Raw genomic sequence first — 20,905 nt, forward strand, 5'->3', positions numbered from 1 at the left:
CTGATTAATTATTAATTCACGCTCACACGCAATGCTGCGGCGATAGCAAAGGGTGCTAGGGTCACGGATCCCGCAAGCAAAGCACCGAGAATAGCCAACTGCCCACTAATGTTGGCGCCAAAACTTGCCATATCGATGGCAGATGTCGCGAAAATCAGTACTGGAATGTACAAAGGTAGGATCAATAGGCTCAACAGCACGCCGCCTTTACGTAATCCAACCGTTAACGCTACACCTATCGCCCCAACAAAACTCAGGGTTGGGGTCCCTAACAACAGAGTCATCACGACAGCTTGGTAACTGTTCCAGTCCAAAGATAGCAATAATGCCAATAGCGGACTGACTACCAACAGCGGTAGCCCCGTCAGTAACCAGTGTGCGATGACCTTTGCCATAACCACCAGAGGCAACGGCAACGGCATCAGCATCATTTGCTCAAGCGAGCCATCCAGATAGTCATCACGAAAAAGACGCTCTAGAGATAGCAAGGCTGACAGCAGCGCTGCAACCCAAATTACCCCTGGCGCAATCTCCTGTAACAAATTTGCACCTGGCCCCACGCCAAGAGGGAAAAGGGTGATCACTATGATAAAGAACCACAGCGGATTTAAGCTATCCGATGGTTGTCGGAAGGCCACTTTCAATTCTCGGCGGATAATCAGCCACATCGTATTGATCATAGGGCCCCCAGACGGATACGTTGCAGTAACGGGTGGCCGACAAACATATCTTGGTGAGTGGTGAAAAGCACCATCCCGCCTTGCTCGACATGACGCTCAAATACCGACTCGAGAACCTGCACTCCTTGCTTATCGATCGCGGTTAGCGGTTCATCGAGCACCCACAGTTTACGGTGGCTGCTCAACCAAAGACGCGCAAGCGCAATACGGCGGTTTTGGCCCGCAGACAACTGTGCGGCAGGAATATCTTCGCGTCCCGCTAAGCCGACTTTGGCAAGCGCTTGCCAAATAGCCGCTTGGTCGTCTCGACCATGCATTTTCATGTAGTACGAGAGGTTTTCGAACGCGGTGAGTTCGCGCTTAACCCCTGTGGTGTGCCCCAAGAACAGTAAGTGACGATAAAATTCATCTCTTTGCTGGGTAATCGCCTGTTGCTGCCAACAGACTTCTCCACTATCTGCGAGTCCCAGCCCCGCGATAATCCGCAACAAGGTGGTTTTACCCGCCCCATTTGGGCCTTCAATTTGTACAAGGTCGCCGGGAGAAAGAGAGAATGTCAGCGCATCAAACAACACTCGGTCATCACGAACACAGCAAAGCTGTTTCACTTCCAACATGACAAATGTTGCATCCTGCTTTGTGTTACAAAATTGGACGCATAGTACCACATTGGTCAAAATGACTGTTAGTTACCACAGGGTTGCAAAGTGTGACTCGCGTAAATAATTGTGAGAAACCATGAAGATCGGAACAACGAACCCTCAACAATTGGTGTTAAAACCGCCAATGTCGATACCAGCACTTGCCCAAAAGCTTGACGCGTCTTTGCTTGCCAATGCCCAATTTACCCTGTTAACGCCGGGCAGCTCAACACCGCTATCTGACACACTGGCACAACTTCATCTATTCCCTGCGGTATTGAATGCGATAAAGAATCAGCCCCCTGCCACTCAAGCCATGATGCAGTCGTTACTGGCGCTGTGGACACTACCCGGTAGCAAAAGCCATCAGCCTCTCGATCCTGAGACACTGATGCAATGGCTGACGCATCGCCCTGCTGACAAACCACTAACAACCCTATTGCGTCAATGGCTAAATCGTAACGAAGACGCGGGTCCCTTAATCGGCGTATTACGTCTGATGGCCGAACAGCGCGTCTCAGAGTCTGCACGGAGTGGCGAGTGGCAATGGGTGTTGCCATTTGCCGAACCAGAGAAACCTCCGGTACGGGTACATGTTAAACGGCGTCAATCAGAAAAAAAGGCGAAGCCAGAGAAGCAACAGTGGCAGATACGTTTATATCTACCTGTGGGCAAGCAGTATGTCCGCGCAGACGTAAACCTTGAGGGAAAAGGAGGAAGCTTACTGCTAACGGCGCCGACGGACGCGCTAAAACAACGACTACAAGCAACATTGCCTTGGCTAGAAGAGCGCCTGGCTTCGCAACACATCCCGCTCGACATCGCCATCAACCCTCACCATGACAGCCAACCACCCGAGCAAGATACGCGTCGTGCAGGCTTATCGATAAAGGTGTGATCATGAAAAAAACAAAACGAGCTATTGCGCTAGGATATGATGGTTATCAAGCGCCCAGCGTCAAAGCAAAGGCAGTCAATGAATTGGCAGATGCCCTCATTGAGGCACTATCCGAACAAGGCTGTTTGATCCACAAAGATGAGAATTTGCTTAAATGGCTAGAGCGCCTAGAGGTTGGCGAGGCCATTCCACCCAGTTTGTACCGCGTGGTTGCAGAATTGATTGCCTATGCTTGGGTATTAGAAGGAAAAACCCCACCCGGATGGCAGGGACCTAAGCCCATCAACACCAAAGTCTAGTTAACGTTGTTGATTAGCCGCTTGGCGTTTGCGTAGATTGAGCAGCAATTCAGCCTCAGCTTTGGGCAAATCACACTCATGCATTAGCTCATCGAGATCGGCACCGAGATCAACCATTTTGCTGGCACGACTGTACAAACGACTGCCCGGATCTTGCATTTCAATTTCCACCTGCTTTTCCAGTAACTCGTCAACATTCGTAGCAATGTCTGCCAGTTTTTGTCCCATGCCCATGCTGCCCGCACGCAGCTCATTGAACTGCTTAGCTAGACTGTCGTGGCGCTGACGCGCACTTTTCAATACCGTTTCCATGGCCTGCAACTTGTTTTCAAGTCGCTCTCTGGCGCGTCGCTCAATCCGCAAACGCCACAAAGCGACGATGGCAAATACCACCGTCACTGCGACAGGTAACCAAGTCAATAACAGCGCAACCATTACAGCATTGCCATTTCATTCCACTCTTCGTCGGTCAACAATTTATTGAGATCAACGAGGATCAGCAAGTCGCCATTGCGATTGCTCACACCTTGGATAAATTTGGCGCTTTCTTCTGTACCGACACTTGGTGTAGTGTCAATTTCTGAGGTTTTCAGGTACACCACCTCAGCGACACTGTCGACCATAATACCAATCACTTGTGTTTCCGCTTCAATCACGATCACACGGGTATTGTCGGTGACTTCGCCCGGCATCAAACCAAATCGAGAGCGTGTGTCGATGACGGTTACCACGTTACCACGCAGATTGATAATCCCTAACACGTAGTCAGGTGCGCCAGGAACAGGAGCAATTTCGGTGTAGCGCAACACTTCTCGCACCTGCATGACGTTAATGCCGTAGGTCTCTTCTTCGAGCTGAAAAGTGACCCACTGCAATACCTCGTCATTGACGCCTTCTTTTTGAACTTCAGCTACCTGAGACATTGATTTTCCTCTTTACGCGCTGTGCAATTTATCATTACGCCATCGCTTTGGCGTCAATCCCCTGATTTAACATAGCAATAAATGCTTGAACATGGATCAGGGCACACATTTTTTCTTTGACCATACCCGCCAACCAAGGCCGCTTTCCGGCTTGCTTGCGCCAGCGAATTGCTTTACCACTTAATGCCTGAGTGCCCAACAAGCGATTACAGGCCAGTCCCCACTTGCTATCACCCAGTAATACTATGTAATTATAGTCATCTCTGTGGCTATTATCTGCCAGTTTTTCTGGCATTACCCAACGGGCGGTATCGACCACATCAAGCTGTTGGTGTTTTTCTGTCTGTAAACCCAGATACCAATCAGGACGTCCGATCAAGTGATTGCAATCTCCCAATTGGTGGATCCCGCCTAACTCAGCGAGCGGCACCGCATAGGTCACGCCCATACTCTCAAAAAATAACACCTGAAACTCAGAGGCGGTTTCCACATTTTCCCATTGGGTTGGCGGTAAATCCTCTCCGGCTTGGGTCTCAGGCTCCACTGCTGAGTCGACGTCGACTGTTTGCTCGATTTCCACCTCGGTTTCAAGATCTACCTCAGTCTCAAGCTCCGTATCAGTGGCGACATCCGCCTCCAGATCGGTCTGGGGCTCAGTCATTATCTCAGCATCAAGATCGAGCGCCTGCTCTGTTTCAACCGCAACCTCTTCGGTCACCTCGGTTTCAACGATAGGCTCATCCAGCAACGTCTCCGTTGAAACCTCTATGTCGCTCTCAATGTCTGTGTCAGTGGTAACCTCAAGGTCAGGCTCAACCACTGTATCCACATCAGGAGTATCTGTTTCTGTCGTCGTTTCTACTTGAGGCTCAACCTCCGCTTCGGCTTGCGCCAGTTCGGCTTCCTCATCCACTTTCAGTTGCGCCAGCAAACGCTCAACCTCGGCGAGATCGCGTTCTGGCTCAGCAAATGCCACCGGCTCAACGTCGGTCTCATCAGGGGCAAGCTTAGGCTGAGGCTCAAGCTGATAATCTGGGTCAAGTGGCGTCGCCGTTTTCTGCCGGCTTGACTCACTGTCTGACTGACGCACGCTAACCTCAGCAACAGTATCTTGATGAGGTTCTGGGGTCTCGTCTAAGTCATCCAGTAAGGCTTCAAAGTAATCATCGAGCGCCTGACCACTGGATAGGGCATTATGCTTGTTCATCCTGCTCCAGTCGCTCCAAATATGTTAACAGTGTCTTGTAGGCAAAAACGCCACGGCAATTTTTTGCATAAAACGACGCAGGCATATGTTYTAGGCTCGCATCGCGGAATTTGGTATCGATGGGCACCGCCGATGCCCAAACCTGATCGCTATAACGCACTTTAAGCTCTTGCAATGTTTCTAACGATGCGCGAGTTCGCTTGTCATACATGGTCGGTATGATCGTTAGGTTAAAATTAGAGGTTCGCGACTTCTGCATGATCTGCAGGGTGCGCATCATACGCTCTAACCCTTTCATTGCCAAAAATTCTGTTTGTACTGGGATCAACACACGGTGACTCGCTGCCAATGCATTCACCATCATTACCCCCAGTATAGGCGGGCAATCAATGAGGACATAATCGTACTCATCAGCCAGTGAATCGAGCGCCTTTTTAAGCACTAACCCCATTCCACCGCGATTGCCCATCACTCGGTCTAGTGTCGCAAGGGACATATGCGCGGGAATCAAGTCCATGTTGTCGAACTGGGTGCGCACAATCAGTGGCTTCACCGTTTCTTTATTCACGGTTTGCAGCTGAAAAAGATCAAATAAGCTCGCAGGCAACTGCTCAGAGTCAAAATTTAGATAAGTCGACAAGGAGGCGTGCGGGTCCGTGTCCACCAGCAGAACGCGCTTTTTTCGTTCGCTAATTAAACCGGCCAGTGTCACTGTGGTGGTTGTCTTACCGACACCGCCTTTTTGGTTGGCGATACTCCAGACTATCAAGCCCCACTCCTTATTTTAAATTCAGCTCAACCAGAATACGCTCTGCGATACGATCGAGCGGTAAATCCTCCGATGAAATACCCGCTTTAGCCACCGCTTGAGGCATACCGTAAACGACACAGCTTTCTTCGTCTTGTGCCCAAATGGTGGAGCCTGCGCTCTTCAGCATTCGTGCGCCTTCTCGGCCATCCGCCCCCATGCCGGTCAACACCATAGAAAGGACCTTGTCACCATAAACTTTGGCCGCCGAGCCAAAGGTGACATCGACACAGGGCTTATAGTTCATGCGCTCACCGCCATCTAAAATTTTCAAGCGCGCTGCGCCCGGCCGGCCATCTATCATCATCTGCATGCCACCCGGCGCTAAGTAAGCATGGCCCGGTTTTAATGCATCACCGTCTTTGGCTTCGGTAACTGTAATCTGACTCAACCCATTCAAACGCTGTGCAAACGCTGCCGTAAATGTTGCGGGCATATGTTGAATCAGCACAATCGGTAATGGGAAGTTGGCGGGAAGCTTGGTCAACACTTTTTGCAGTGCGACGGGCCCACCCGTCGATGTGCCGATCGCCATGAGCTGATAACGCTTACCGCTTGAGGTAAATCGCGCAGGCGCCTTTGACTTTGCCGCAGGGGCGGGGCTTGGCGCCGCAGGACGGACGGGCGCACGTGCGCCGCCCGCAGGTGAGGCCGTTTGTCCTGTTGTCGCACTCGGTGCTGGTTTACTAGGACGACGCAAGAAAGAGCGCTTGCGCGCAATTTCGAGGACACGCTGTTGAAGCAAGCTGGTCGCTTCATCACGATTGCGCGCAATATCCTCAAATTTCTTGGGTAAGAAGTCCAAAGCCCCTGCTTCAAGCGCATCAAGGGTCGCTTTTGCGCCTTCATGAGTCAGAGACGAAAACATTAAGATCGGCGTCGGCGTCTGTGCCATGATCTGGCGTACCGCTGAGATGCCATCCAGAACAGGCATCTCAATATCCATGGTCACGACATCAGGCTTGAGCTGAGCAACCTTCTCTACCGCTTCTTTGCCATTCACCGCGGTATCAATCACTTCCAGCCTAGGGTCGCCGTTAATAATCTCGCTGACGCGGCGGCGGAAGAAACTTGAATCATCCACCACCAGAACTTTCACTGCCATGCGCTTCCTTTTCTCAAATTAACCCGCGTAATGTTTTAGCAGGTTGGGCACATCGAGGATAAGAGCAATGTGTCCATCACTGGTGATGGTTGCCCCAGCCATACCGGGAGTCCCTTGTAGAAGTTCATCTAGCGGCTTAATGACCACTTCTTCTTGACCGAACAAGGTGTCCACCACAAACGCAATGCGTTGATGGGCAATTTGCACAATCACCACATGGCCCTTGGTTTTATCGATATCAGACTGACCTTTACACAACCAATCTTGTAAGAAGAAGATAGGGATGGCTTTATCTCGAACAATCAAGGTAAGCTGCCCATCTACCGTATTGGTTTTGGACATATCTAAGCTGATAATTTCACTGACGTTCGACAGTGGGAACGCAAACGGATTATCACCGACGCCCACCATCAGCGTGGGCAGGATTGCCAACGTAAGCGGAACCTTGATTTCAATAATGGTACCGCGTCCCAACTCAGAGTCGATGTTAATCGAACCGTTGAGCTTGGTGATCCCCGTTTTCACCACGTCCATACCAACACCACGTCCAGAGATATCTGAGATCTCGGTTTTGGTCGAGAAACCGGGGGCGAAAATCAGGTTATACGCTTCACTGTTAGTCAGTCGTGCCGCAGCATCCGCATCTAGGACACCACGTTCGACAGCGATGCCTTTCAGTTTTTCAGCATCCATACCGCCACCATCGTCTTCGATAGTCAGCAGAATGTGGTCAYCTTCTTGCGACGCTTTTAAGGTGATGGTACCCACTCGTGGCTTGCCCGCCTTTTCACGCACGTCTGGCATTTCAATGCCGTGGTCAACCGAGTTACGCACCAAGTGGACCATGGGATCGGCCAATGCCTCGACCAAGTTTTTATCCAAGTCGGTTTCTTCGCCCTTCATCTCAAGGACGATTTCTTTCTTCAAGCTGCGCGCTAAATCACGTACCACGCGTGGAAAACGACCAAATACTTTTTTGATTGGCTGCATGCGCGTTTTCATGACCGCGCCTTGAAGATCGGCGGTGACCACATCAAGGTTAGTGACCGCTTTGGACATGCTCTCGTTGTTGCTACTTTGCCCCAAGCTCACTAAGCGGTTACGTACCAAGACCAATTCCCCCACCATATTCATGATGGCATCGAGGGTTGAGGTATTAACGCGAACGGTTTGCTCCTGCTGTGGGGCGGCAGGTGGTTTTTTCTCCGGTGCTTTTTCTGTCGCAGCCGGCGCTTTATTGCCAGCCCCCGCCTTAGCAGGCGTACTGGGTTTAGCGGGTTCCGCTTTTTTGGGTTCTGGCTTCGGTTCTGGCTTCGGTTCTGGCTTCGGCTCAGGTTTAGGCGCTTCTGCTTTTGCCGCTGCTGGCGGCGTATCGCCCGCGGCCGGTCCTTTGCCTTTCCCGTGTAAATCATCAAGCAATTTTTCGAACTCATCATCATCGATGAATTCATCACCACCGCCACTGGCAGGCGCTTTTTCAGGCGCGCTCTGCTCCGGTGTGTCGTTGCTATTTGCCGCGGGGCCTTTACCCGCGCCGTGTAAATCGTCTAGCAGTTTCTCGAATTCGTCATCGGTGATATCACCGCTGTCAGCTTCGGTGTCTGCAACTACATCCGGCTTATCTTGGCTATCGTCACCGCCTGCTGTTGGCGCTTTCCCTTCGCCATGCAGTTGGTCGAGTAAGCGATCAAATTCATCTTGAGTAATCTCATCGACTGAATCGCCACTGATCGCACCATCACCCGATGCTGAAGCTTCCGGTTCTGGGGTAGGCTCAGGTTCTGGCTCAGGTTCTGGCTCAGGCGTTGGTTCGGGTTCTGGCTCAGGTTCAGGCTCAGCCGCTTGCTCGTCTGCACTGGCAGGTTTCGCATAGCGATGTAGCGCTTCTAGCAACTCAGGCGAGGCCGCCGTCGGCTCTTCACTACTTTGAACCGCTGAAAACTGATCGTTGATGGTATCCAACGCTTGCAAAATGGTGTCCATGACGTCTGAGGTCAACTCACGGCCATGGTTACGCAACGTATCAAAGACATTTTCCGCACCGTGACACGTGTCAACCAGTGCATTAAGACCCAAAAAGCCCGCCCCACCTTTTACGGTGTGGAAGCCACGGAAGATGGCATTCAGCAAGTCTGAATCATCAGGGGCACGCTCCAAATCGACCAGCTGTTCAGACAGCTGTTCGAGGATTTCTCCCGCTTCAATCAAAAAGTCCTGAAGGATTTCTTCATCCATTTCAAAGCTCATAGCGCACCTCTAAAAACCCAAACTCGATAATAAGTCATCGACATCATCCTGGCTGTGGACCACGTCATCACGCTCTTCAGGATGAATAATCGGTCCTTCCGGCGCAACGGCATCTTCTTGTTGAGACTGCGCTTCTCCCGCCGTCTCGTCACTTTCCATACCGAATGCCGTCAGAATTTCGACGAGTTGTTGTTCGACTTCTTGCACAAGTTCGATAACACGTCGAATCACTTGGCCGGTGAGATCTTGGAAATCTTGAGCCATCAAAATATCGGTCAAATGACCGTGAAGCTCTGTCGCTCCGCCTTCCACCTGAGTCAACAACTCGTCGATGTTGTGGCAAAGGCTTTTAAACTCATCCAGGGCGATTTCCCCCCGCATCAAGCTGTTCCAATTCGGCCTAACCGCTTGCAAATTATCTTGCAGCTCACTGGCAATAGGCATGGTACGTTCAACCGCATCCATGGTGCGGTTGGCCGCAAGCTCAGTTTTCTCCATCACATAGGTGAGGCGATCGCGAGCGTCAGGAATATCGACAGTCGCCAAATCACCAATTCTGGGATCCAAGCGAAAGTTGGAGATAGAGTCGTGTAATTGGCGGGTGAGTTTGCCCACTTCCTTAAAAAGCGGGTCTCGCGCCTCTTTCGCGATATCAGCGAGAAGCGCATTAGCGTTATCTTGCTCTCCACTTTCAAGATACGCGACCAATTGTTTCGCTTGGTCCAGATTGATCATGACGATTACCTTTTACTGTGCGCTTGCTAATTACATGCGCTCGAAAATCTTATCGAGCTTCTCTTTTAGTGTGGCAGCAGTAAAAGGTTTTACGATATAACCATTCACGCCCGCTTGCGCAGCTTCAACAATCTGCTCACGCTTCGCTTCGGCAGTGATCATCAATACAGGGAGATGCTTCAGCGAGTCGTCCTTTCGGATCTCTTTAAGCAAATCGATCCCCTGCATTCCAGGCATATTCCAATCGGTCACGACAAAATCAATACCGCCCTTTTTGAGGATTGGCAGCGCTGTTAAGCCGTCATCCGCTTCAACGGTATTGTTGAAACCTAAGTCACGAAGAAGATTCTTTACGATACGGCGCATTGTTGAAAAATCATCAACAACGAGAATTTTCATGTTTTTATCCAAGGTTGCCTCCGGTGAGGTCTCGTTTTATTGTCGAAACTGTTACTTACTCACTATGCCAAGCGGAAAGCTTGGCTCTCAATCGTTGCGTGGCCTGACTCTGAATCTGACAGACCCGGGATTCACTCACCCCTATCACTGCCCCTATCTCTTTGAGGTTTAATTCCTCATCATAATAAAGAGATAGCACCAGTGCTTCTCTTTCGGGAAGACTTTTTATCGCCGCGGCCAATGCCGCTTTGAAATTATCTTCCGCAACATCCTGAAAGGGAAGATTGTCGTTGCGATGACTGTCGGTTGTAAATGCATCTTCGGAGACACCTAAGTCGTCCATGCCGATTAATCGGCCACAGTTAACGTCATTCAGTGCCTGATGATACTGATCTAGGCTCATATCAAGCCGTTGTGCCACTTCTACATCCGTGGGATCACGGCCTAATTCCTTTTCCAGTGAGGCAATCGCATCACTGATTGTCCTGCTTGCTTTGTGGACCGAGCGTGGCACCCAGTCACCGCGGCGCATATCATCCAGCATAGCACCGCGAATCCGAATACCGGCATAGGTTTCAAAACTTGCGCCCTTACTCGGATCATAATTTTGCTGCGCTTCAAGCAAACCTATCATGCCTGCTTGAATTAAATCTTCGACTTGTACACTCGGCGGCAAGCGCCCCATTAAGTGGTGCGCTATCCGTTTGACCAAGCTTGAGTATCGTTCGAGTACCCCTTGGCCATTATCACCCGTGCGACTATAGGTGAGCGCTTTATTCACGAATCAACTCTCCTGCGTCATCATTTTTGATCAGCAAGCGCTCAACAAAAAACTCCAGATGACCACCAGGGTTACGCGGTACTGGCCACGTCAGTGCCTTATTCGCCAGAGCGTTTAAAGCCAGCGACGCTGGCGAGCGAGGAAATGCGTCGATAACAACTTTCTGTTTTCTCACTGCTTGCCTCACTCTTTCATCCACAGGAACACATGCCACTAATTCTAGATTAGCATTTAGAAACCTTTCAGTGACTCGCGTTAATTTTGTGAACAAATCTCGCCCTTCACGGTAGCTTCTGACCATATTTGCAACGATTTTAAAGCGATTCACGCCATGTTCACGGCTTAAAATCTTGATCAGAGCATAGGCATCAGTAATTGACGTAGGCTCATCGCATACCACGACCACCACATCCTGCGCTGCGCGCGAAAAGCTCAGTACCATATCAGAGATCCCCGCAGCGGTATCTACTAAGAGTACATCAACCTCTTCTTCGAGTGTACCAAAAGCACGAATCAAACCAGCATGTTGCGCGGGCGTGAGTTCGGTCATGCCTTGCATTCCAGACGATGCTGGTACAATTTTCATACCGTGCGGCCCTTCAATGATGATGTCTTTCAGGTCACAAACACCTTGAAGCACGTGAGACAAGTTCTTGCCGGCTCGCAATCCGAGCAACACATCGACATTCGCCAAGCCAAGGTCGGCATCAAGCACCATGACTTTTTTGCCTTGGCGCGCCATAGAGGCCGCCATTCCTAGGGTGACATTTGTTTTCCCCACACCACCTTTACCGCCAGTCACTGTAATGACTTTAGTTCGTGAGGGGTTGGTTAGACGGCGAAGGCCGCTTGCTTGATCTTGCATGGTTGTCTCAATCATAAAAGTCCGCCCCATTCGACTCTGGGACATCACTGCTCCAGAAGTGATTGTGCTGATCCGCGCCTGATTCCAGCATTTCGCTGGCTTTTGACACTAAGAAGTGTCCTGTCGCTTGGCGGATATCTTCCGGCACACGTTGCCCGTCAGCTAAGTAAGCAACAGGCAGGGCATTTTCGATGGTGACACACAACAGCTCACCGAGGCTTAGAGATTCGTCCAGCTTTGTCAGCACACAGCCGGACAACGGAATACGACGAAAATGTTCAATGGTTTCTTGTAATACGCGACGTTGGGACGTCGCAGGCAAAACCAGCAAGCTGCGAATATGCGATCCACTGTTTTGCATTAATGTATCGAGCTGCTCTGAAAGGCGCAGATCGCGCTGCCCCATACCGGCAGTATCAAGCAATATCAAACGTCTATGACGCAGTTGATAAAGGATGTCGGCCAGTTCATCGGCATCTTTAGCCACCTTGACCGGACAGCCAAGAATACGCCCATAAGTCGCAAGTTGTTCATGCGCCCCGATACGAAACGTATCTGTGGTAACTAATGCGATTTCTTCAGGGCCAAAGTCCATGGCTGCACGGGCAGCAAGCTTAGCGATCGTGGTGGTTTTTCCCACTCCGGTGGGGCCTAAAAGCGCAATCACACCGCCTGTTTCAAGCATGTTTTCATCCACGGTGATGATTTGGTCAGCGACCAAATCAAGCAGCGCCTGCCACGCTTCAGTGGGGGGCGTGTCTTCTGGGATATAACACGCGAGCTGATCCGATAAGTCAGACGATAATCCCATGCGCTCCAAGCGTTTAATCAGCATGGCACGCAGCGGTTCTCTACGTTCAACCTCTTGCCACATCAAGCCTGAGAGCTGATGCTCGAGCAAGCTACGAATGGAAGCCATTTCTTGGCGCATCGCTTCAATCTCTTCATTGGACGATTGCGATGGACGCGCTTCGAACCGGGAAGGATCCAGTTTAGGCTTGCTACCCGGCTGTTGATGCTGGCGCCCAGCATCTTGCCAACTGCCACGACCATTGCTCTTCAACTCCCGACGAGGTTCATAACCTCGCCCAAGCGCCGAAGGCCGCTCAGGTTCTCTCGCATTCGAATGACGTTGAGGGTCGGGGCGAGATGACTGTTTTTGTTGTCGTTGCAACAACGCAGACAGGGAGTCGGCTTCGTTTTGTGGGGCACTGTCTGCTGGACCTGATTTATCTCGATATTCATCGAGCATGGCCGAAAAACGAGGCGGTCGATGATTGCGCGGCGCCGCTTGTTGACGTTGGCGCAATTGGACCTTGTCATCCGCGAGCTGGCGGTGTGCGTTTGAGTATGCCTGCGCCGCCTGCTCTTGTGCATGAGCCTGTGGCTGCGGCTTGGCAGGAACAGGATCTGTATCGGCATCGACGGCAGCAACAATTTCCACACCACCAGTCACTTTTTTGTTAGACATGATCACCGCATCCGCACCCAGCTCTTCTTTGACTTGGCCAAGTGCAGTACGCATGTCTTTAGCAAAAAAACGTTTGATTTTCAAAGCTCTGCCCTACTCAAAAAACGGTATTAATTATTACCAACCGCATTGACGATACGAATTTGTTTCTCATCCGGCACTTCTTGATATGACAAGACTCGTAGCGTCGGAATGGTGTTCTTCACAAATTTCGCTAAGGTCGCTCGAAGCACGCCCGACGTTAGCAACACGGCGGGCTCACCTTGCAGCTCTTGCTGCTGCGTTGCCTCGGCTAATGATGATTGCAGGCGTTCTGCTAACCCAGGCTCAATGCCTGTCGACTCACCACCAGAGGCCTGCATGGTTTTATGCAACATCTGTTCCAGCTCAGGCACTAACGTAATGACTGGCAGTTCTGGTGCAATACCATTGATTTCCTGCACGATCAGTCGACGCAGTGCAATCCGAACCGCTGCGGTGAGAATGTCGGGATCTTGACTCTTTCCAGCGTATTCGGCCATGGTCTGCACGATAGTGCGGATATCTCGAATAGGAATCGCCTCACTGAGCAAGTTTTGCAATACCTTCACCAATACACTTAGTGGGATTTGGTCAGGGATCAGCCCTTCCACCAAACGCGGTACTTGTTTACCCAGCATATCGACAAGGTTTTGCGCCTCTTCGTGACCCAATAAACGCTCGGCGTTATTGGTCAGCATTTGACTCAGATGGGTCGCCAATACGGTGGCAGAGTCGACCACCGTATATCCTAACGCCTGAGCGTGCTCGCGTTGGCTCGGCTCAATCCAAACCGCTTCGAGTCCAAATGCAGGATCTTGCGTCGGCTCGCCTTCAATCGGTCCAAACACTTGTCCTGGATTAATAGCAAGTTCATGCTCTGGACGGACTTCCGCTTCGCCCACCGCGACGCCCATCAAGGTTATCCGGTAGTTATGTGGCGGTAACTCCAGATTATCGCGAATATGAACAGGCGGAATGAGGAATCCAAAGTCTTGAGAGAGTTTTTTACGCACGCCTTTGACGCGGTCAAGCAGTTCACCGCCTTGATCTCTATCCACCATGGGAATTAGGCGATAACCCACTTCTAGACCAATCACATCCACAGGTTGCACATCATCCCACGACAACTCTTTCGGTGTGATAGGCGCCGTCTCTGGCTGCTCAGGCTCATCTGCTTTTTGTTGTGCTTTGTGATACTGCTGGTATTTCCAATAGGCCAAGCCACCACAAATAATCGCTAACAGCAGGAATGGGATGTGAGGCATACCCGGCACAATACCCATCACGGTAAGAATACCAGTAGCAATCATCAGCGCGCGCGGGTTATCAAACAATTGGAAGACAACTTGCTGCCCCATGTCTTCATCAGTATTTTGACGCGTCACCATAATGGCCGCACCAATTGACAGCAAGAGTGACGGGATTTGCGCCACCAAGCCGTCACCAATGGTCAGCAAGGTATAAACTTCAATCGCATCAGAGAACGGGAGATCGTGCTGCCCCATCCCGATGGACAGGCCACCGACGATGTTAATCAACAGGATCAGGATACCCGCGATCGCATCCCCTTTAACGAACTTAGACGCACCATCCATAGAGCCGTAGAAGTCTGCTTCTTTGGTCACTTCTTGACGACGCGTCCGCGCTTGTTCTTGATCGATAAGCCCAGCATTTAAGTCGGCATCAATGGCCATTTGCTTACCGGGCAAGGCATCCAAGGTAAAGCGTGCACTCACTTCCGAAATCCGTCCGGCACCTTTGGTTACCACCATAAAGTTGATGATCATCAGGATAAGAAACACCACCAGACCGACGGCATAGTTGCCCCCGATCACCACCGAACCAAACGCGCCGATCACCTGACCCGCGGCATCCGGCCCTTCATGGCCATAGAGCAACACCACCCGAGTCGACGCAACGTTCAACGCCAAGCGTAATAAAGTTGCTATCAACAGCACCGTGGGAAACACGGCAAAATCTAGTGGACGACGGGTATAAATGGTGACGAGCAAGACCACCAGCGACAAGGCAATGTTGAACGAGAACATCAAGTCCAACAGCATTGGCGGAACGGGCAATACCACCATCGCGAGGGTGGCTAACACTAAAATTGGAGCCCCAACCGCGGGCATCGCACGCAAGCGGTGGTAAGGAACTTTGTCTGAGAATGGCAGCTGCCACTTGGCTTTTAGCATGTTACAAGCTCAAATCCATGATAGGTGAACGGCGGAAAAAGCGACGCGCTCGTCAAACATAAGAGGAAGTGGAGAAAGCAATATTTGCGCCAACAAACAACCCCGAAAGTGTCAGCATTTTGTCACTTCTCAGACAAAAACACGCAACCCAAAGGACAAGGGAGTACTAGTCGTGGCGCAAATCTGGCGGAATCGGCAAATAAGCATCTTCTGGACGCGTCGGCCGACGGCCCCGGCCTTTTTTGTACTGCTTGAGCTGGAAAACATACGCCAGTACCTGTGCAACCGCCGTAAATAAACCGTCTGGAATTTGTTGTTCAAGCTCAGTGCTAAAGTACAGCGCTCGCGCTAAAGGCGGTGCAGGGACAATCGCTACATCATGCTCAGCGGCAATCTCACGAATTTTCAGTGCGGTAAAGTCAGAGCCTTTCGCGACCACCACTGGGGCGCTATCCATGTCACTGTTATACCGAAGTGCAACCGAGTAGTGCTCGGGGTTAGTCACCACGACATCGGCTTGTGGCACTTCTGCCATCATTCGTCGTTGCGCCATTTCACGCTGCAGCATACGAATTCGACCTTTGACTTCTGGGCGACCTTCGGTTTCTTTGTACTCGTCTTTTACTTCTTGTTTGGTCATTTTTAGCTGCTCATTGTGCTGCCATATCTGAAACGGCACATCAATCGCAACCACAATTAAGAGTGAGCAACATACCAACAACACGAAGTTAAGCAGAATATCCATCGCGTGATAGAGGTTTTGCGGGAAGGTTTCAATTGTCAGTTCAAAGAACTCTTGGAGGTTGATATACACCAAATAACTTGCCACGCCCCCAACCAGCAAGACTTTAAGAATCGATTTTAATAACTCAACCAAGCCTTGGGTGCCAAACATCCGTTTAACCCCAGCGATGGGGCTCATTTTGGATAACTTGGGGCGCGCCGCTTCCCACGAGAAGCTGATCCCACCAAGACCTGCCGACCCCGCGAGGCCGGAAAAAAACAGCAGCAACAGCACCAGTCCAAGCGGGAGGATAAGGTGTAATAGTTCGCCAACCACCACCAGCATTAACTCAGAGGTATCAAAGACTTCTGCGCGCGACAACGTAAAAAGCCGCGTCATTAGCGCCATTAACGCTTCCCCGAGCGATTGCCCAAACCACATCAAACTCACCGCCCCCAATATCAGGACAGCGACGGACGCCAGTTCTCTTGAGCGCGGTACTTGGCCTTTCTCCCGCGCCTGCTCCCGCCTTCGGGGTGTGGCGTCTTCTGTTCTTTCTTGGCCGTCACTCTCTGCCATCAGTTAGGCTCACAGTTAATGCGAATCAAAGAGCAAACTTGGTTAAGCCCAGTCTGCCAGTGGTTATCGTAATGCGTCAAAATACCGAACAGTAAATACCAACTGATCAGCAAGCCCATCAACAATGCAAATGCAAAGCCAAGAGAGAAAATGTTCAGTTGGGGAGCGGCGCGTGTCATGACCCCGAACGATAGGTTAACAATCAAGAGCGCGATAATGCCCGCCAATGACATGCTTAACGCGACCTGGAACATAATACCGAACCAATCCGCAAGACTGCGGTAATCGGCTGCACCAATCATCTCGCCAATGGGGAGCGTTTTAAAACTCATAACCACTAAATTAAGCATCTGCAAATGCCCATCGGTGGCAAGAAAGAGCATCACCGCCAAGAACAAATAGAATTGCCCGAGTAAGGGAGTGTTTTGACCATTGGCGGGGTCCACCATAGAGGCAAAACCCAAACTGGATTGCATACCGAGGATTTGTCCCAATACCACAAAGGTTTGGGTAATAAATTGCGTGACCATCCCCATGGCAACGCCAATCACGATTTGCTGAGCCAACACCACAAATCCCGCAAAGGACACCAATTCAATCTCTTCTGGCACCGCAGGGAGTGCTGGCATCACCGCAAAGGTAATCGCCAGCGATAGATATAAGCGAATGCGCACTGGCACAAAGCGTGCGCCAAAAAACGTCATCGMCATCATCATCGAGGAGATGCGAGTGAACGGCCAAAAATAATTGGCCATCCACGACAAGATAACAGAGGCGGGATATTCCATGATATCGCCCTAGTAAAGCAGGGTCGGGATCTCTTCCACCAAGCGGTAGAAGTACTCCATCAACATACGCGTCATCCAATGGCCGAAAAACATCAGGGCCACAAAGGTGGCGATCAAACGCGGTAAAAAGCTCAGTGTTTGCTCGTTGATTGAAGTGGCCGCTTGGAAAATCGCCACAATCAAGCCGACCAACAAACCCGGTACCACAATCGCCGACACCAGCAGTAGCACTAAATACAAGGCATCTTGAAATAATTCAACAAACGCTTCCGGGGCCATCATTGCCTCCTTTAGCCAAAACTACCCGCTAAGGTAGAAAGAATGAGGTTCCACCCATCAACCAAGACAAATAACATCAGCTTAAATGGCAAGGAGACGATCATCGGCGAGAGCATCATCATACCCATTGCCATCAAGACAGAGGCCACCACCAAATCAATCACCAAAAACGGCAAAAATAGCATAAAGCCAATTTGGAAAGCCGTTTTCAACTCTGAAGTCACAAACGCAGGGATAAGTACCGTCATCGGGACTTGCTCTGGCTCACTGACTTGCGCACCCGACATATTCACAAAGGTCTCAAGATCTTTGACGCGTGTCTGTCTCAACATAAACTCGCGCAACGGCACTTGCACGCGGTCGAATGCGTCTCGCGCCGTTATTTGTTCATTGATGTAGGGTTGAATGGCATCCGTGTTCATGCGATCGATCACCGGAGACATAATAAACAGCGTCAAGAACAAAGCGATCCCGATGATGACTTGGTTTGACGGTGTTTGCTGTAGTCCCATAGCCTGCCGCAAAATCGCCATCACCACCACAATTCGAGTGAATGACGTCATCAAGATCACGATGGCGGGCAAAAAGCCCAGCGCGGTCATCAGAGCGAGGATCTGCAATGTCACCGAGTAGTCTTCACTGCCATCAGGATTGACGCGCATCGTCACGGCAGGGATCCCGCCCCCGGTGTTGCGACTTGTCTGCAGTCGCACCGCCTCACCGGCCTCATCAATCGATTCGGTGGTAATGGTTTCTTGTGCTGGCGTTGCTTCTTGTTGGGCAAATGTGGCAGGTGAAAACAGTGACACCCACACAAAAAGCCAAGCCGCAAGTAACGTTTTGATAGTCATTTTCGATTCAACAGTTGGCCGAGTTGCTCAGCAAACCCCGTATTCGGTGCTGGCGCATTTGACGACGTCGGCATGGGCGAATCCAGCGCTTTTAGCAACCGAATATTGGTGGCTGTCACGCCGATCACAAGCTGCTCGCCATTGATATCGACCACTAAAATACGCTCTTTTTGCCCAACGGCCAGTTGGCTGATGATACGAATGCCATTGGCTTGCCCAGCCATGCCTGGCAACTTTAATCGTCTCAATAACCACGCCAGCGCAAAAATAAGCGCAAGCACCAATGTCAGTGATACCAACATGGTCGCGATACTAATATCAGGCGCCGCGGCCCATACAGGCAGCGGCGCAAACAACAAGCCTCCCAAAAGCCGACGCATGATTTTCCTTATCGTAACTTCTTAATTCGCTCAGTTTGGCTGATCACATCCGTCAACCGAATACCAAACTTATCGTTCACCACAACCACTTCGCCATGCGCAATTAAGGTGCCATTAACCAGCACATCAAGCGATTCCCCTGCTAATCGATCTAGCTCGACCACAGAGCCTTGGTTTAATTGCAGCAAATTACGAATATTAATTTGTGTGCGCCCGACTTCCATCGATATGGTCACAGGGATATCGAGAATGGCATCCAGCTTACGTTGCTCTTCTGGGCCAATTTTCTGTTCACTGTCGTCCGTCAGCTCTTCTAATGGTGCCGCTTGCACTTCATCAGAGCCTTCCACTTCTGACTGTTCGGCCAGGGCGGCAGCCCAATCATCATCTACATCATTTTGATCCATGACGTCTCACCCCTGTTTACTGGTTTTGATTACTGGTATCACTGCCACCTTTACCATCAATCGGTAAATCTTCTTCTAAGTCGTCAAGCAACTCCGGCTTGTCGTGAAGCAGTGAAATATCTGATTTAGCCATATCTGGCCGTTTCAATTTTTCAACAATTTTGAGTGCTAGCTTATCGTTAGACTGACCCATTTTGGCACGATAGGTCGGCAAATCTTCAATAAAGACTGTACACGCGTCTGGCATATCGACAGGGATCACGTCCCCTTTTTGCAACTCCATCAAATCGCGTAATGACAGCGTGGTATCTAACAGCTTGGCGCTGAGCTCAACATTAACGTCCAAGATTTCATCGCGTAACGCTTTACTCCAACGTACATCCGTGTCCATTTTGTCACTTTGGACACCCGCATCTAGCAACTCCCGAATCGGCTCTAGCATGGAGTACGGCATAACCATGTGGCAATCACCACCGCCGCCGTCAAGCTCGATATGGAACGAGCTCACCACAATTACTTCTGTTGGGCTAACAATGTTGGCCATCGCTGGGTTTACCTCTGAATCGAGGTATTCAAAGGCCACTTCCATCACCGGTGCCCACGCGTCTTTGTAATCTTCAAACACGAGCTYGAGCAGCATTTGAATCACGCGTCGCTCGGTCGGAGTAAATTCACGCCCTTCAATCCGAGCATGAAAACGCCCGTCGCCACCAAAGAAGTTTTCCACCAAGATGAAGACTAATCGTGCTTCCATGGTGATAAGCCCGGTCCCTTTTAATGGCCGGAAACGCACCATGTTTAAGCTCGTCGGGACATAGAGCGTGTTTTGGTACTCGCCAAATTTCATCATCTGCACGCCGTTAATCGATACTTCGGCGGTTTTACGCAGCATGTTAAACAAACTAATGCGCATGTGACGCGCAAAGCGCTCATTGATAAGTTCAAGCGTCGGCATGCGACCGCGCACAATACGGTCTTGCGAAGAGAAATCAAACCCTACCGCACCGCCTTCGCCGGCTTCGGGCTCGTTATCATCCTCTTCGACGTCATCAACACCATGAAGGAGCGCATCAATTTCGTCTTGGCTGAGTAGGTCGGTCACGTCATCACCTATTGCATCACAAAACCGGTAAACAGGACCCGTTCTACCACAGGTTCACCGGTGACTTTAATCAAGGCCGCACGTACATTCTCGGCCGCTTGCCGCCTCACTTCGAGTTGGCCTTGCGGTGTACGCAATTGCTCAGCGGTTGCCGCCCCAAAGGTATTCAACAGCGCGTGCTCCACCAAGGGCAAATTTTCTTTGGCAAGCGCTTCCATTTCATTGCCTCGCACCAGCAACTGAGCCTTAACTTGAACGAGACGTTGCTGCTCGTCGCCCGTCACATTGAACACAAACGGGCGTGGTAAGGTGACATAAATCGCTGGCAGTGACATTGCTTGCTCTTCAAGCACAATATCGTCTTGGCTGTCATCTCCTCCAGATAAGAAGAAAAACGCTGCACCACCGGCCACTAACAGCAGCAACACAGCTGCAGCGATAATGATGATCAGCTTTTTCTTTCCACCTTCAGGCGCTTCTGGATTGTTATCATCGGCCATCGTTATTCGTGCTCCTCATC

Annotated in this window: 24 protein-coding genes; 2 read left to right on the plus strand and 22 right to left on the minus strand. The window is 50.7% G+C overall.

Features of this window, described 5'->3' with window-relative positions:
* Positions 1–11: 11 nt before the first annotated feature.
* Positions 12–680: a heme exporter protein CcmB gene (gene ccmB, locus BZG83_RS02620; protein WP_077479260.1), complete on the minus strand. Its 669-nt coding sequence runs from the start codon at positions 678–680 to the stop codon at positions 12–14.
* Positions 677–1,297: a cytochrome c biogenesis heme-transporting ATPase CcmA gene (ccmA, locus tag BZG83_RS02625; RefSeq protein WP_077455493.1), complete on the minus strand. Its 621-nt coding sequence runs from the start codon at positions 1,295–1,297 to the stop codon at positions 677–679. Before ccmA ends, ccmB begins: the two co-directional genes overlap by 4 nt.
* Before the next feature lie 121 nt (positions 1,298–1,418).
* Here ccmA and BZG83_RS02630 point away from each other — a divergent pair, with 121 nt between their 5' ends.
* Together BZG83_RS02630 and BZG83_RS02635 are read left to right on the plus strand one after the other, a co-directional pair.
* Complete coding sequence (locus BZG83_RS02630; protein WP_077479261.1) at positions 1,419–2,219, plus strand: flagellar hook-length control protein FliK; 801 nt, start codon at positions 1,419–1,421, stop codon at positions 2,217–2,219.
* A gap of 2 nt (positions 2,220–2,221) precedes the next feature.
* On the plus strand, positions 2,222–2,518 hold the full coding sequence (locus BZG83_RS02635) for an EscU/YscU/HrcU family type III secretion system export apparatus switch protein (protein ID WP_077479262.1): 297 nt from the start codon (positions 2,222–2,224) through the stop codon (positions 2,516–2,518).
* Here the strand turns inward: BZG83_RS02635 and BZG83_RS02640 are convergent, their stop codons facing one another.
* From BZG83_RS02640 to fliL, 20 genes are all read right to left on the minus strand, one after another.
* Entirely contained in the window at positions 2,519–2,953 is a 435-nt protein-coding gene (locus BZG83_RS02640) for a DUF2802 domain-containing protein (RefSeq protein ID WP_077479263.1), read from the minus strand.
* On the minus strand, positions 2,953–3,441 hold the full coding sequence (locus tag BZG83_RS02645; protein WP_069587175.1) for a chemotaxis protein CheW: 489 nt from the start codon (positions 3,439–3,441) through the stop codon (positions 2,953–2,955). The genes BZG83_RS02640 and BZG83_RS02645 overlap by 1 nt, the downstream gene beginning before the upstream one ends.
* Before the next feature lie 34 nt (positions 3,442–3,475).
* Complete coding sequence (locus tag BZG83_RS02650; protein WP_077479264.1) at positions 3,476–4,648, minus strand: chemotaxis protein CheW; 1,173 nt, start codon at positions 4,646–4,648, stop codon at positions 3,476–3,478.
* Entirely contained in the window at positions 4,635–5,417 is a 783-nt protein-coding gene (locus tag BZG83_RS02655; protein WP_077479265.1) for a ParA family protein, read from the minus strand. The genes BZG83_RS02650 and BZG83_RS02655 overlap by 14 nt, the downstream gene beginning before the upstream one ends.
* A gap of 10 nt (positions 5,418–5,427) precedes the next feature.
* Positions 5,428–6,561 (minus strand): protein-glutamate methylesterase/protein-glutamine glutaminase, encoded by a 1,134-nt coding sequence (locus BZG83_RS02660; RefSeq protein WP_077479266.1) that lies wholly within the window; start codon positions 6,559–6,561, stop codon positions 5,428–5,430.
* Positions 6,562–6,579: 18 nt separating this feature from the next.
* The gene (locus tag BZG83_RS02665; RefSeq protein ID WP_077479267.1) at positions 6,580–8,808 is read right to left on the minus strand and encodes a chemotaxis protein CheA; all 2,229 of its coding nucleotides are present in this window, start codon (positions 8,806–8,808) and stop codon (positions 6,580–6,582) included.
* Between the two features lie 9 nt (positions 8,809–8,817).
* On the minus strand, positions 8,818–9,543 hold the full coding sequence (locus BZG83_RS02670) for a protein phosphatase CheZ (protein WP_077479268.1): 726 nt from the start codon (positions 9,541–9,543) through the stop codon (positions 8,818–8,820).
* 30 nt (positions 9,544–9,573) lie between these two features.
* Positions 9,574–9,942 (minus strand): chemotaxis response regulator CheY, encoded by a 369-nt coding sequence (gene cheY / locus BZG83_RS02675; protein ID WP_069587163.1) that lies wholly within the window; start codon positions 9,940–9,942, stop codon positions 9,574–9,576.
* Positions 9,943–9,997: 55 nt separating this feature from the next.
* The gene (locus tag BZG83_RS02680) at positions 9,998–10,723 is read right to left on the minus strand and encodes an RNA polymerase sigma factor FliA (protein ID WP_077479269.1); all 726 of its coding nucleotides are present in this window, start codon (positions 10,721–10,723) and stop codon (positions 9,998–10,000) included.
* Complete coding sequence (locus tag BZG83_RS02685; RefSeq protein WP_069587159.1) at positions 10,716–11,603, minus strand: MinD/ParA family protein; 888 nt, start codon at positions 11,601–11,603, stop codon at positions 10,716–10,718. The genes BZG83_RS02680 and BZG83_RS02685 overlap by 8 nt, the downstream gene beginning before the upstream one ends.
* On the minus strand, positions 11,596–13,143 hold the full coding sequence (flhF, locus tag BZG83_RS02690) for a flagellar biosynthesis protein FlhF (RefSeq protein WP_077479270.1): 1,548 nt from the start codon (positions 13,141–13,143) through the stop codon (positions 11,596–11,598). The genes BZG83_RS02685 and flhF overlap by 8 nt, the downstream gene beginning before the upstream one ends.
* A 26-nt stretch (positions 13,144–13,169) precedes the next feature.
* Positions 13,170–15,275, minus strand: coding sequence for a flagellar biosynthesis protein FlhA (flhA, locus tag BZG83_RS02695; protein WP_077479271.1), 2,106 nt, complete (start codon positions 15,273–15,275; stop codon positions 13,170–13,172).
* A 166-nt stretch (positions 15,276–15,441) separates the two neighbouring features.
* Positions 15,442–16,578, minus strand: a complete 1,137-nt coding sequence (gene flhB, locus BZG83_RS02700; RefSeq protein ID WP_077479272.1) for a flagellar biosynthesis protein FlhB — start codon at positions 16,576–16,578, stop codon at positions 15,442–15,444.
* Positions 16,578–17,366 carry a flagellar biosynthetic protein FliR gene (fliR, locus tag BZG83_RS02705; protein ID WP_077479273.1) on the minus strand — a complete coding sequence of 263 codons (789 nt, stop codon included), beginning with the start codon at positions 17,364–17,366 and terminating at the stop codon, positions 16,578–16,580. The genes flhB and fliR overlap by 1 nt, the downstream gene beginning before the upstream one ends.
* Before the next feature lie 9 nt (positions 17,367–17,375).
* On the minus strand, positions 17,376–17,645 hold the full coding sequence (gene fliQ, locus BZG83_RS02710) for a flagellar biosynthesis protein FliQ (RefSeq protein ID WP_069587148.1): 270 nt from the start codon (positions 17,643–17,645) through the stop codon (positions 17,376–17,378).
* An 11-nt stretch (positions 17,646–17,656) separates the two neighbouring features.
* Positions 17,657–18,496: a flagellar type III secretion system pore protein FliP gene (fliP, locus tag BZG83_RS02715; RefSeq protein ID WP_077455505.1), complete on the minus strand. Its 840-nt coding sequence runs from the start codon at positions 18,494–18,496 to the stop codon at positions 17,657–17,659.
* The gene (gene fliO / locus BZG83_RS02720; RefSeq protein WP_077455506.1) at positions 18,493–18,876 is read right to left on the minus strand and encodes a flagellar biosynthetic protein FliO; all 384 of its coding nucleotides are present in this window, start codon (positions 18,874–18,876) and stop codon (positions 18,493–18,495) included. The genes fliP and fliO overlap by 4 nt, the downstream gene beginning before the upstream one ends.
* An 8-nt stretch (positions 18,877–18,884) precedes the next feature.
* Positions 18,885–19,283 carry a flagellar motor switch protein FliN gene (gene fliN, locus BZG83_RS02725; RefSeq protein ID WP_069587145.1) on the minus strand — a complete coding sequence of 133 codons (399 nt, stop codon included), beginning with the start codon at positions 19,281–19,283 and terminating at the stop codon, positions 18,885–18,887.
* Between the two features lie 16 nt (positions 19,284–19,299).
* Positions 19,300–20,385: a flagellar motor switch protein FliM gene (fliM, locus tag BZG83_RS02730; RefSeq protein WP_077479274.1), complete on the minus strand. Its 1,086-nt coding sequence runs from the start codon at positions 20,383–20,385 to the stop codon at positions 19,300–19,302.
* Positions 20,386–20,393: 8 nt separating this feature from the next.
* Positions 20,394–20,885: a flagellar basal body-associated protein FliL gene (gene fliL / locus BZG83_RS02735; protein WP_077479275.1), complete on the minus strand. Its 492-nt coding sequence runs from the start codon at positions 20,883–20,885 to the stop codon at positions 20,394–20,396.
* Between the last annotated feature and the right edge of the window lie 20 nt (positions 20,886–20,905).

This window comes from Salinivibrio sp. PR919 (genome assembly GCF_001995355.1).
GTDB classification, from domain to species: Bacteria; Pseudomonadota; Gammaproteobacteria; order Enterobacterales; family Vibrionaceae; genus Salinivibrio; species Salinivibrio proteolyticus.